Origin of the sequence: Winogradskyella bathintestinalis, from assembly GCF_030407435.1 — a bacterium.
GTDB classification, from domain to species: domain Bacteria; phylum Bacteroidota; class Bacteroidia; order Flavobacteriales; family Flavobacteriaceae; genus Winogradskyella; species Winogradskyella bathintestinalis.
In genome coordinates, this window is sequence record NZ_JASDDK010000004.1 from 107,207 (window position 1) to 121,125 (window position 13,919).

The 13,919-nt window shown below is 33.2% G+C and carries 9 protein-coding genes; 7 read left to right on the plus strand and 2 right to left on the minus strand.

Features of this window, described 5'->3' with window-relative positions; genetic code table 11:
* Positions 1 to 242 precede the first annotated feature (242 nt).
* The 3 genes from QMA06_RS11800 (at position 243) to QMA06_RS11810 (ending at position 5,828) form a co-directional block, all read left to right on the plus strand.
* Positions 243 to 1,310: a DUF3810 domain-containing protein gene (locus tag QMA06_RS11800; protein ID WP_290207063.1), complete on the plus strand. Its 1,068-nt coding sequence runs from the start codon at positions 243 to 245 to the stop codon at positions 1,308 to 1,310.
* A gap of 165 nt (positions 1,311 to 1,475) precedes the next feature.
* Positions 1,476 to 4,439 (plus strand): amidohydrolase family protein, encoded by a 2,964-nt coding sequence (locus tag QMA06_RS11805; protein ID WP_290207064.1) that lies wholly within the window; start codon positions 1,476 to 1,478, stop codon positions 4,437 to 4,439.
* 81 nt (positions 4,440 to 4,520) lie between these two features.
* Positions 4,521 to 5,828 (plus strand): amidohydrolase family protein, encoded by a 1,308-nt coding sequence (locus tag QMA06_RS11810; protein WP_290207065.1) that lies wholly within the window; start codon positions 4,521 to 4,523, stop codon positions 5,826 to 5,828.
* Positions 5,829 to 6,092: 264 nt separating this feature from the next.
* On the opposite strand, the gene QMA06_RS11815 is transcribed toward QMA06_RS11810, so the two are convergent.
* Positions 6,093 to 6,917 carry a DUF6503 family protein gene (locus tag QMA06_RS11815; protein ID WP_290207066.1) on the minus strand — a complete coding sequence of 275 codons (825 nt, stop codon included), beginning with the start codon at positions 6,915 to 6,917 and terminating at the stop codon, positions 6,093 to 6,095.
* A gap of 112 nt (positions 6,918 to 7,029) precedes the next feature.
* Positions 7,030 to 8,823 (minus strand): T9SS type A sorting domain-containing protein, encoded by a 1,794-nt coding sequence (locus QMA06_RS11820; RefSeq protein WP_290207067.1) that lies wholly within the window; start codon positions 8,821 to 8,823, stop codon positions 7,030 to 7,032.
* A 47-nt stretch (positions 8,824 to 8,870) separates the two neighbouring features.
* Here QMA06_RS11820 and QMA06_RS11825 point away from each other — a divergent pair, with 47 nt between their 5' ends.
* The 4 genes from QMA06_RS11825 to QMA06_RS11840 all read left to right on the plus strand — a co-directional run bounded on the left by QMA06_RS11825 (position 8,871) and on the right by QMA06_RS11840 (position 13,845).
* Positions 8,871 to 9,668 (plus strand): TrmH family RNA methyltransferase, encoded by a 798-nt coding sequence (locus tag QMA06_RS11825; RefSeq protein WP_290207068.1) that lies wholly within the window; start codon positions 8,871 to 8,873, stop codon positions 9,666 to 9,668.
* A 97-nt stretch (positions 9,669 to 9,765) separates the two neighbouring features.
* The gene (locus QMA06_RS11830; RefSeq protein ID WP_290207069.1) at positions 9,766 to 10,998 is read left to right on the plus strand and encodes a M48 family metallopeptidase; all 1,233 of its coding nucleotides are present in this window, start codon (positions 9,766 to 9,768) and stop codon (positions 10,996 to 10,998) included.
* Positions 10,999 to 11,103: 105 nt separating this feature from the next.
* Positions 11,104 to 11,487, plus strand: a complete 384-nt coding sequence (locus QMA06_RS11835) for a VOC family protein (RefSeq protein ID WP_290207070.1) — start codon at positions 11,104 to 11,106, stop codon at positions 11,485 to 11,487.
* A gap of 150 nt (positions 11,488 to 11,637) precedes the next feature.
* On the plus strand, positions 11,638 to 13,845 hold the full coding sequence (locus QMA06_RS11840) for a RelA/SpoT family protein (protein WP_290207071.1): 2,208 nt from the start codon (positions 11,638 to 11,640) through the stop codon (positions 13,843 to 13,845).
* Positions 13,846 to 13,919 lie beyond the last annotated feature (74 nt).

Below are 13,919 nucleotides of genomic sequence, written 5' to 3' on the forward strand. Positions count from 1 at the left end.
AATTAGTCTTTGCAAACTTACAAAATAAGAAGAACTCTAAGTTGGCTATTTAATTGGAATCTTATTACCTCTTAAAGGATTGACACTATTAATGCCATCCATTTTCAACATGAATATTATTATCTAAAAAGCTTAGATAAATTTTAAATTAGAGATTGTAAATTGAAATTTCACAATACGTATTAAAAATTTAGTTTATATAATTTGAAATTTTGTTTCACTCTTTTCCCTACTTTTGGATTATGCGTAAAAACATTAAACTAATCCTTGTTATTTTCTTCGGAATTCAGCTGCTTTTAATGTCGCAATTAAAGCACTATCCCGAGTTTGTAGAACAATTCTATAGTAACGGACTTTACGTGTTTTTGTCTAAGTTATCGCATTATATTTTAGGTTGGCTGCCATTTTCAGTTGGTGACATCTTATATACTTTAGCCGGTATCTATATTATAAGATGGTTAATTATAAGCCGTAAACGAATTATTAATGATACTATCAATTGGATCTTAGATATTGGTGCAACTTTATCCATTGTCTATTTCGCATTTCATATTCTTTGGGCCTTTAATTATTATAGACAACCGCTTTACAAATCACTTCATCTTAAAGCCGATTATACCACTGAACAATTGATTTCTTTCACAGAACGGCTAATTGAAAAATCGAATAGCTTACAATATCAATTATCAAAAAATGATACTATAAAAGTGAGATTGCCATATTCATCGTCCGAGATATTCGATAAAGTTAAAGACGGTTATCAGACCTTATCAGAAGAATATCCGCATTTAAAATACCATCCTAAAAGCATTAAAAAATCTATTTATAGTTTGCCATTAACTTATATGGGATTTTCAGGTTATTTAAACCCATTTACTAATGAAGCTCAAGTTAATGGGTTAATTTCAACTTACAAATTCCCAACAACTTCATGCCACGAAGCGGCACATCAATTAGGTTATGCTGCAGAAAATGAAGCAAATTTTATTGGCAGTTTAGCTGCCATTCATAATGATGATATTTATTTTAAATATTCAGGATATACGTTTGCGCTTCGGTATTGTTTGGCTGAAATCTATTATAGAGACCCCGAAAGTTATAACCGCATACTTCCTACAGTAAATAAAGGCATTTTAAAGAACTACCAAGAAATTCAAGATTTTTGGAGATCTTATGAGAATCCTATTGAGCCGTATTTTGAAAAAACCTTTGATAACTTCTTAAAAGCTAACAACCAAGCAGATGGTATGAAAAGTTATAGTTATGTCGTAGCGCTATTAGTGAATTATTACGAGCACAAAGAGCTTTAATAATTGAGTCTGTGGAAGTTCTTAGCAATGTTTTTCTAAAGAAGTTTCGTTTAAGATTTTTATAACGCATCTCAATCAGTTCTCAAAAGTTAAAATATTCATATAAAATCTTTTTTTTATCTTTAATTCCTATCTTTAAAAGCTTAAATCCAACCCACTCAATTTATGATAAAAATTTATTTTCGGCTGCTCATATTTATGTGCAGTTTTTCGCTTTTTGCACAAGACTATTTTCCCAGTAATGCTGGCGTTATTGCAAACAATACAAATTATACTGCATTTACAAATGCAACCATTCATGTATCTCCAATCGAAACGATAAACAATGCTACGCTTCTTATTAAAGAAGGAAAAATAGTAAGTGTTGGTAAATCGGTAAACATTCCGAAGAATACTACAGAAATCGATCTTTCAGGAAAAACAATTTACCCTTCTTTCATTGATTTATATACCACATTTGGTGTGGATAAACCTAAAAGAAGTGGAAATGGTCCTCAATATGGGCCAAGTCGAAGTGGATACTATTGGAATGACCACGTTATGCCAGAACAAGATGTGATGGCAAATTTTAAGTATGATAAAAAGTCAGCTTCTGAATTGCATAATTTAGGTTTTGGTATGGTGAACACCCATTTTCCAGACGGTGTTGTAAGAGGTACAGGAGCATTAATTGCATTGAACAATAATGCCGATAACTCTTTAAGGGTTATCGATGGGAAAACATCACAACATTTTTCATTTAGTAAAAGTGTAACCTCGAGACAGAATTATCCATCTTCAATAATGGGGAGCATGGCTTTATTAAGACAGATGTATCATGATGCCAAATGGTACGAGTCTGGCAATATTGAAACTAAAGACTTATCATTAGAAGCATTAAATAAAAACAAGAATTTATTGCAAATTTTTGAAGCCGGTAGTCGATTAAACCTTATGAGAGCGGATAAGGTTGGTGACGGATTCAATATTCAATACACCATTGTTGGAGGTGGTGATGAGTATGAACGTATTAATGAAATAAAAGCGACTAACGCAACCGTAATACTTCCAATTGATTTTCAAGTAGCTTACGATGTGGAAAATCCTCATTTAGCAAATACATTGTCTTTAAGTGATATGCGTTCTTGGAACCAACAGCCACACAATCCAAGATTATTGGCAGAAAATGGCATTGAATTTTCATTAACAACACATGGTCTAAAAAATAAAAAATCTTTTGCCAGCAACTTAATGAAAGCTATAGAAATGGGACTATCTAAGCAAAAAGCATTAGAAGCTCTAACCACTATACCTGCGGCATTATTAGGGAAATCTGATGTTTTAGGCACTTTAAAAACGGGAAGTTATGCCAATTTTCTAATTACAGACGGCGACATTTTTGAGAAGGAAACTAAACTTCATGAAAATTGGGTACAAGGTACGCCACACGTCATTTCGGATCGGTCTAAAAAAGATATTGATGGCAACTATAATTTTAAACTTGCTGGTGATGACTACAGCCTTTCAATTTCAGAAAGTTTAAGTAAACCGGAAACAAAACTTACAAGTAACGACAAGAGTTTAGGTACTAAAATAAGTTACTCCGATGATTGGCTTAATCTTACTTTTAAAACAGCTGATAGTACAAAAAAGGAGTTCGTAAGAATTGTAGCTAATTCTGTAAACAATAATGCCTTACATGGAAAAGCTATTTTGCCTAACGGAAATGAACTCGCTTTCTATGCGCAAAAACTGACCAACGAAACTCCAGACAAAAAAGAAGACAAAAAGATTGCGAGTAATAATTCTGACGCTCCTTATATGAGTCCTATAACCTATCCTAATATTGCTTACGGATTTACTCAACAACCACAATCAGAAACGTTATTGTTTAAAAATGCTACCATATGGACCAATGAAAGTGACGGTATTTTAGAAAACACCGATATTTTAATTAAAGATGGAAAAATTTCGAAAATTGGAAAAAATCTATCGAGCAGTAAAGCGACTATCATCGATGCCACAGGAAAACATATAACGGCTGGTATTATTGATGAACATTCTCATATTGCCGCTTCATCTATAAATGAAGGTGGTCAAAATTCTTCTGCAGAAGTCACTATTGAAGACGTAATCGATGATGAATCCATAGAAGTCTATCGTAATTTAGCTGGTGGTGTAACATCGATTCAAATTTTACATGGCTCTGCAAATCCTATTGGAGGACGTTCGGCAATAATTAAACTAAAATGGGGAGAAGCCGCTGAAGATTTGATTTATGATAATTCTCCTAAATTTATAAAATTTGCATTGGGTGAAAACGTTAAACAATCTCGAAGCAGAACTAACTCGCGTTTCCCACAATCTCGAATGGGTGTTGAACAGGTTTTTGTAGATTATTTTTCAAGAGCTAAAGCCTATGATGAATTAAAGAAAAGTGGCCAACCTTATCGAAAAGATATTGAAATGGAAGTTTTAGCCGAAATTTTAAATAAAGAGCGCTTCATTTCTTGCCACTCTTATGTGCAGAGTGAAATTAATATGTTGATGAAAGTAGCCGATCAATTCGACTTCAATATTAATACATTTACGCATATTCTTGAAGGTTATAAAGTAGCTGATAAAATGAAAGCCCATGGAGTTGGTGGATCTACATTTAGTGATTGGTGGGCGTACAAATACGAAGTAAATGATGCGATTCCATATAATGCAGCAATTATGCATAATGCTGGAGTAACTGTTGCTATTAATAGTGATGATGCTGAAATGTCTCGTCGTCTAAACCAAGAGGCTGCAAAATCAGTTAAATATGGTGATGTTAGTGAAGAAGAAGCTTGGAAATTTGTGACTTTGAATCCTGCTAAATTATTGCACATAGATCAACGAGTAGGAAGTCTTAAAGTTGGAAAAGATGCCGACGTTGTCTTGTGGTCTGATCACCCGCTTTCTATTTATGCTAAAGCAGAAAAAACGATCATTGAAGGGGTTACTTATTTTGATATTGAAAAAGACAAGCAACTGCGAGAGGCTCTTAAAAAAGAGAAAAGTGAACTGATTAATTTAATGCTACAAGATAAAAACAAAGGTTTAAAAACTCAACCAGTAAAGAAAAAAGAAGATAAGTTATTCCATTGTGACACACTGGATTAATTTTAAGTTTCAGTAAGTATAAAATATAATAAACCTGCAAGATTTTTTTATAACAAGCAGGTATCTAAAATAAAATTTATAATGAAAATTAACATATTATATATATTAGGGTTTTTACTTAGTAGTGGGCTGAGTGTTGCACAACAAACCCCAGCACCGCAGCAAACTAAAGATTTTGCTATTGTAGGTGCAACTGCCCACATCGGTAACGGTACGGTAATTGAAAACAGTATTATTGTGGTTAGTGAGGGTAAAATTACCACTATCGGCCCAGAAAGCACTACTCCACTAACCAGACAAGCTATGGATATTATTGACGCTAAGGGTCAACATGTTTATCCTGGTTTTGTAGTTGCCAATGGCACATTGGGCTTAGTTGAAGTTGACGCTGTAAAAGCTTCCGATGATCTGTCTGAACTTGGCACATATAACCCTCATATTAGAAGTATAATTGCCTATAACACAGAATCTAAAGTTATAGAATCTATGCGACCAAACGGTGTGTTGCTTGGGCAAGTAGTACCAAGAGGAGGACGTATTTCTGGCACTTCGTCAGTCGTTCAATACGACGCTTGGAACTGGGAAGACGCAGCAATTAAAATGGATAATGGTATTCATATCAACTGGCCTAATAGTTTTAGTAGAGGCCGTTGGTGGCTAGGTGAAGATCCAGGTTTAAAACCAAATAAGGATTATGCGAATCAAGTAAAAGAATTAAATGATTATTTTACAGAGGCTAAAAGCTTTAATAATGGTGATAAAACAGAGGGGCATTTGCCATATGAAGCCATGTCGGGATTATTCAGCGGGAATAAACATTTATATATTAACGTTGATGATGAGAAAGGCATAACGGATGCTGTTAATTTTGCAAAGTCACAAAATATTTCAAACATAACTATTGTTGGTGCTTATGAGGCAGGCAATCTTACAGATTTTTTAAAACAGAATAATATTTCGGTTTTATTAAGACGTGTACATTCAAGACCCGAATCAGAAGATGATGATTATGATTACACATTTAAACAAGCTAAAAAATTAGTAGATGCTGGTATTTTGGTTGCTTTAGAACCTAGTGGACAAATGGAACGCATGAATTCTCGTAACCTACCTTTCTACGCAGGTACAACAGCAGCTTATGGATTAACTAAGGAACAAGCTTTACAATTAATTACGCAGAATCCTGCAAAAATATTAGGTATTGATGAGCAATATGGAACGCTTGAAGCTGGTAAAAGCGCAACACTATTTATTAGTGAAGGTGATGCCCTAGATATGAGGACAAATATTTTAACTCATGCTTTTATTGATGGCAGAAATTTAAGTTTAGAAACCCATCAAACGGAACTTTGGAAACGGTATTCTAAGAAATATAAGCAGCAGAATTAGTGGTAAAAAAAAGACCTATTATTATGTGCGATTACACTTTTTGAAAACGGACATTAATGGCAAATTTAATTTCTAGAATCCCATTACGCAAACAGTAGGTGGGTATGTTATTTAAAATGTTAATCTAAATTATTAAGTAATATCATCTATAAAAACTAATGCATTATTTAATGATTTTTCAAAAAAAAGCGAGCCAATTGGCTCGCTTTTTTTTAGTTAACTAGACCTGTCATTTTTTTAAATGATCAGAGGACAATTATAGGATTAATCTATTTCCTTAGCATCTTCAGGTCTTAAAAATTGAGATTGCTCTAATATCGTCTCCGACAGAATAACATCTGTAAATTCAACCGTATTGCGTTTTTCTGTAGGAATCTTGTTATCGTGTTCATACCAATCAATACTTTTAGGAATTAATAAACCATTCACCGTTTGCCAATTGTTGTATCTGATAAATCGGTAATCCTGACTTTCTTGCTCTTTTCCATAAGTTACGGTATAAGCTAACCATTCCATTCTTCGAGTTTCGGAGTCATAATAAATTACATATGTATCATTCGGAGATTCTCCAATTCCTGCTTCGAATGAAATTAATATACCCGGATAGGTTTTGTCTTCAAAAACTAATGGCTCAGTCTCTTTGTAGTTTATACCATCATCTCCAACAATAAAGGGCATAGCATAAAAATACATCATCAATCCTTTATAAAACTTAGGTTTTCCTTGATAATCGATATTATCCTTTTCTTTTACCCAAAGTGTTTTTCCGTCAAATCCCTGAGTATAAGTAGGTGTATTTATTAATTCTGCTCTGGTTTTTAAATTCGTGGTAGTAACTTCCTTCCCATTCGGTTTTTCCATTGTAAAAGACAGTGAATTCATTTTATGCCATTGATCAATTCCGCCATGAGCCTCAAAAACTTTTGATATCGATTCTGGATAAATACTAGTGGTAATAATTTCTTTCTTGTCAGTATCCATAATTGTGGTACTGTCATTTTTTTCACTAGGCGAAATCGGAGACTTAGGGTCGTTCTTACAGGCGGAAATTGTAATTGCTATAATTAATAGTTGTAAAAATTTTTTCATGGTTATTTTAATTAGTTGCTGTTAATTCTGTTTGACGAATAGTAAGACAAATCATTACATAAATAATCTTAAAGCCCTCTTGAAATCTTGCTTCTATACATTTTGGTGCAGCTTAATTCACAATCAGCTTTTGTACACTAGAAACACTTTTCGTTACAATTTCTACAAAATATAATCCTCTATCTAAGTGTGAAATGTTCAAAGTCGGATTATTTTCGCTTAACATAAAATCGCTCAAAATTGATTTACCCTGTAAATTGTAAATATTAACTTTTACAGATGGAATGTTAGAATTTGCTAATTGAATCGTTACTTCATTATTAGCTGGATTAGGAAACAAACTGAATGTAACCTTAGAAAACTCATTAAAACCTAAGGCAACCGCGCTTTCAAGATAATCTGGGATGGTATTGTTGTTAGTATCATCATCTGTTGGGTCATCATTGTTATTATAATCTTCATCAACGGTTAACACATTGTCTCCATCATCGTCGTCGTCCAAATAGTTTTCAATAAGATCATTGTCAGTATCTACGAATTGATGCATTGAACTTCTACCAACAGCAATATTAATTTCTACATTCGTATCTACATTGTCTCCATCATCATCGTCGTCTAAAAAATTTGGTATACCATCATTATCCGTATCATCGTCCTCTAAATTACCATTATTATTCAGATCTTCCTCGCTGTCAATTACGCCATCACTATCGGTGTCTGTACAACTAACTTCCAAAACCTCAAAAGCATAAACATTAGTGCATCCCATATTAAAATCAGAAACATACACCGTGTAATTCCCTGATTGTGTCACCATTAAAGATGACTGCGTTTCATTGGGTAATGAAGCGCCATTAAAAGTCCATGAATAATTAAAATTGGACGTAGCTAAATCTGTATCTATAATTATAGATTCACCTTCGCAAAAACTATAACTACTCTCCAAATATATTTCAGGTAATGAGTTGACAATAATATCGAAATCTAGAACTGCAAAGCAGCCTGCTAGCGTCTCAACTCTAACAAAAATAGTTTGAGGATTGTTGGTGTTTGTAAAATTATTTGGATTTATAATAGGAGTTGAATTATTATAAGCATCAACTTCATTTAAAAAATAACTTATTTCATAAGGTTCACCTGAGGGATTTATACTGCCTTCATTATAGGTTAAATCAAAAGTGGCGGTTCCATTACTTTGCTCATCGCATAATTCTATAGCATTTAGACTTCCCATTATTCCGGACGGGTTTGGTAACACACGTAGTGTCAGTGTAACAAAATCTACACACCCCGTATTAATATCGGTGACCACAACAAATAAAGTTTGTGGATTTGCACCCTGTCCATTTATACTTCTATTCGAATACGCTGTTGGGTTGGTAATCCCATTGGTCTGTGCTTGTGCCTCGTCATAAGTTTCATAATAAGTTACTGACCAATCTGTATTACCGTTTGTAATCTCCATATCTTTAACAGTTAAATCGAATACCGTAATCTCATCATAAATATCCCCTACTTCGTCACATAAATTTAGTGACGTTGGTTGCACAGCATAAGGCACTGGATTAATGATTAAATTTACAGATACGACATCGAATATTCCAGTGAAACTATCTTCTAATCTCACATATATTGTCTGCACCCATGGTACAATATTACTATATGGAATTGGAAGTGCATTCACTTGATTATTAGCATCACTTAAAGTTTCGTGATATGTTATAACAAAACCTGTTGGATTTTGGCTACCGATAACTTCAAAATCTAGAACCGATAAATCAAACATTTCTAAACCATCATTATCACCATCACATACTATTAAATCGCTTGGTTGGTTAGCGACTTGAGCAAATGATGATATACTGATAATTAAGAATAGAAATAGGATATGTAGTTTTTGTTTCATAATAGGTTAAATTTGTAGCTCTCAAATATATATTAATTAATATAATAATGCGTAAATCAATTTCTAGTGTTCAAAATACCTTTATAAAGCAACTCGTATTGCTCAAAGAAAAATCGAGACAGCGTAAAAAGTCTGGACAATTCTTAATTGAAGGTAAACGTGAATTATCTCTGGCGATTAAAGGCGGATACACCATTGAAAGTTTATTATTTTATCCAGATTTGTTTTCTGAAAGTGAAGCCGAAGCCATGAGTTCTTATAACATAGACATTATTGAAATCTCTAAAGACGTGTTTCAGAAATTAGCGCATAGAGATACCACTGAAGGAGTGATAGCCGTTGTGAACTCCAAAATTCACACGCTTGAAAATTTAAAACTCACGTCTAAAAATCCATTAATTTTAGTTGCAGAAGCTCCTGAAAAACCAGGAAATATTGGTGCATTATTGCGTACTGCAGATGCAGCTAACGTTGATGCTATAATTATTGCGAATCCGAAATCGGATTTATACAATCCAAATATAATTCGTTCTAGCGTTGGTTGCGTTTTTACGACTGAAATTGCCATGACAACCAGTGAAGAGGCCATTGTCTTCCTTAAGAAATACAATTTTAATATATTCTCTGCTATTTTACAGGAATCCGAACCCTATTACACGCAAAATTACATCTTACCAACGGCAATTGTTGTGGGTACAGAAGCCACCGGATTGAGTGAACAATGGCGAGAAGCTGCTACAAAAAATATAAGTATCCCTATGCAAGGTGAAATTGATTCTATGAATGTTTCCGTTGCTGCAGGAATTCTTATTTTTGAAGCTAAAAGGCAGCGCAATTTTCTTTAATAAATTCCATAAACCTCTTAATAACACAACTTAAAATTCCAATTCGGCACAGTTAAGATAAGGAATTTAGAAATTAACTATTAGTATTTTATTTCTTATGACAGCACAAATTCTTTTCTACATCATAGTTGCAATTATTATTATCAACTTCCTTAAAGATAAAATTCTCGATGCTATAAATGCCAAGCATTATAACGACCCAATTCCTGAAACATTAAGCGACGTTTACGATGAAGCAGAATATAAAAAATCTCAAGCTTATAAGATGGTTAATTATAAGTTTGGGATTTGGACTTCCTTATTTTCATTTGCATTAACACTATCTTTTTTATTTTTTGACGGTTTTGAATTTGTAGATAACATTGCTAGAAGTTACTCGGAAAACCCCATAATTATTGCTTTGATTTTTTTCGGAATTATTATGATTGCTAGCGATATTATAACAACCCCTTTTGGCTATTATAAAACCTTTGTAATTGAAGAAAAATTTGGATTTAATAAAACGACTAAGAAAACTTTTATTTTAGATAAATTAAAAGGATTACTATTAATGGTCATTCTTGGAGGTAGTATTATTGCTATTATTGTTTGGTTTTATCAAATTACTGGCAATCAATTTTGGTTGTATACATGGGGAATAATTACAGTTTTTACCGTTTTTATGAATATGTTTTACGCTAAACTCATTGTACCATTATTTAATAAACAAACCCCATTAGAAGATGGCAACCTGCGAAATGAAATTTCATCTTATGCGGAATCCGTAGGTTTTAATCTTGAAAAAATATTCGTTATAGATGGTTCTAAACGTAGTACTAAAGCCAACGCTTATTTCTCTGGATTTGGTAGTGAAAAACGAGTAACACTGTACGATACATTAATCAATGATTTAGACGACGACGAAATTGTTGCCGTTTTAGCGCACGAAGTTGGCCATTATAAAAAGAAACATATCATTTTTAATTTAGTGTCTTCTATTCTACTCACAGGGTTAACCCTTTTTATCTTATCCATTTTTGTTTCTAATCCACTATTATCAAACGCTATTGGTGTGGAAATCCCAAGTTTCCATGTTGGGCTGATTGCTTTTGGTTTACTCTATTCTCCTATTTCAGAACTTACAGGTTTAATAATGAATCATTTTTCAAGAGTTTTTGAATACCAAGCGGATGATTATGCCAAAAACACGTACAAAGCTAAACCGTTAATTTCATCACTTAAGAAATTGACCAAAAATAGTCTGAGTAATTTAACGCCACATAAAGCCTATGTATTTATGCATTACTCGCATCCTACGCTGTTGGAACGGGTTCGGAATTTAGGGAAATAATCAACCTGGGCTTTAGGCAATTTTAACCCCATTAATTATTTTTAAAATTATAATTTTGTTTAGAAGAGAATTTTAAAAATTTCAAATAAAAATAAACTCTACTCAATGCCTAATTTTTCATTTAATCACATTGCACTTTCCGTAAAGGATGTCACCGAATCTATTGAATTTTATCAAAAGATACTTCAATTTAAAGAATTAGAAAATACGGCTTCAGACTCTAAAACGAGATGGCTATCATTTGGAGATGGCAAACAACTACATTTAATCCCACGACCAAATTCAGAAATAAAAGTTAATAAAGCTGTGCATTTCGCTTTAGCAACCTCAGAATTAAGCGCGTTTGTAGAGTCTCTAAAAGCTCACAATATTAACTATTCTGATTGGCTCAATACACCAAACCAAGATTACATTCGAAAAGACGGCATTAATCAAGTTTATTTTCAAGATCCAAACGGTTATTGGATTGAAATAAATGATGATTATTAATAAGTAATATTTGCTTTACATACCACTCTGGGAAACTTGGAACGCCTGCCTCAACCAACAATACCTATATTTCTACGATATTCCTAAAATTTTTCAAATTAGCTCTAAAATTACATTGCCCATTAAAAACCATTTCACTACTTTAGTTCTATGACTGAGGAAGCCATCGAAATAGAAAACAAAACCATTGCTAAAGCTTACAAGGAATTATTGAAAGTAAGCTATCAGACTTTAACCGCTGAGGACAAGAAACTAATCCGCCATGCATTTGAGGTGGCTTTAGATGCGCATAAAGATCAACGTCGAAAATCTGGTGAGGCTTATATTTTCCATCCTATTGCCGTAGCTAAAATTGTGGCTCAAGAAATAGGCATGGATGCCACATCTATTGCAGCTGCTTTGTTACACGATGTGGTTGAGGACAACCCAGAATATACCATTGGAGATATGGAACGGCTTTTTGGTGAAACCATTGCCCGAATTGTTGATGGTCTTACCAAAATTTCTTCACTTGATTCAGAAATGGATGTGTCACTTCAAGCTGAGAATTTCAGAAAAATGCTGCTCACTTTAAATGATGATGTTCGGGTTATTATTATAAAAATCGCAGATCGTTTGCACAACATGCAGACTATGGATTCTATGCGAGCAGACAAGCAAGTGAAAATTGCGTCTGAAACTCTATATATTTATGCCCCTTTAGCACATAGAATCGGACTTTATAATATTAAGACTGAACTTGAAGATTTAGGATTAAAATATACAGAACCCGAAGTATATAGTGATATTCTCGAAAAATTAAAAGACAGCAAGGAAAATCAAGATGCTTACATTAAAGCATTCTCAAAAGTTATTGACGATTCTTTAACTAAAGAAGGTTTAAACTACGAAATTAAAGGACGACCAAAATCTATTTTTAGTATTCGTAGAAAAATGGTAAAACAAGGAGTTTCCTTCGACGAAGTCTATGATAAATTTGCGGTTAGAATTATTTATAAGTCAGATATAGCTAACGAGAAATTCTTGGCTTGGAAAATATATTCTATTGTAACCGATCACTTTACACCAAATCCTATTCGTCTTCGAGACTGGATTTCATCTCCAAAATCTACAGGTTACGAGGCGCTACACATTACTGTAGTTGGGCCAAAAAGCCGTTGGGTAGAGGTTCAAATTCGAAGTGAACGTATGAACGAGATTGCAGAAAAAGGTTATGCAGCTCATTATAAATACAAAAATGCTGATGACAAAGAAGATAATCTCGACTTATGGATTAACCGTTTACAAGAAGCTTTAGAAAACCATGAAGCGGATGCGGTCGATTTTGTAGAACAATTTAAACTCAATTTATATTCTAAAGAAATTTTTGTTTTTTCACCCAAGGGTGATTTAAAATCATTACCGAAAGGTGCGACCCCTTTAGATTTTGCCTTTAGTATACATACCGAAGTTGGTATGAAAACACGTGGCGCAAAAGTGAATGGTAAATTGGTTCCCTTAAGTAATGAATTAAAAAGTGGAGATCGTGTAGAAATCATGACTTCAGAAAATGCAAAACCAAATGCTAACTGGCTAGATTATGCTACTACAGCTAGAGCTCGAAGTAAAATTAAATCGGCTCTAAATGAAGACACCAAAATTATTGCCGAAGAAGGCAAAGAAATTTTAAGACGTAAATTAAAACAACTTAAAATTACACTCAACGAAAATTCAATTAATGAATTGGTCAGTTATTTTAAATTGAGTACGTCGTTAGATTTGTTTTACCGTGTAGGCATTGGTACAATTGACAATACCAAATTAAAAGCATTTGCCTCTTCTCGTAGCAATGCATTTATGAGCTACGTTAAAAGTAAAATCTATAAACCGACGGTGCATAAGGATATTCATAAAGAAGAAATTACTTCAAAATATGATATGCTGGTTTTTGGTAAAGAAGAGGAAACACTCAATTATACTTTAGCCAACTGTTGTAATCCAATTCCTGGAGATAAAGTTTTTGGTTTTCTAACCATAAATGATGGCATAAAAATTCATAAAAAAAATTGTCCGAATGCCGTAAGTTTGCAATCTAATTATGCGTATCGAATTTTACAAGCCAAATGGATTGATTCGTCTCAACAAGTATTTACTTCACAAATTACACTCTCTGGTATTGATGATATGGGTCTGGTAAACCATATAACAAAGCTAATTTCAGAAAACATGCATGTTAACATGAAAAGCCTTAGTTTCTCGAGTGACGATGGTGTCTTTACAGGTAAAATAACGGTAGAAGTAAAAAATCAAACCATGTTAAAAAAAGTAATAGACAAACTCAAAAAAATTAATGGTATTGATAAAGTTACCAGAGTTTAATTTATTCTAAGTCTTTTTAAAAGTTATTAAAGGTGTGTTCATTTCTTTCATGTTAATCCTGGTTTTTATAATTC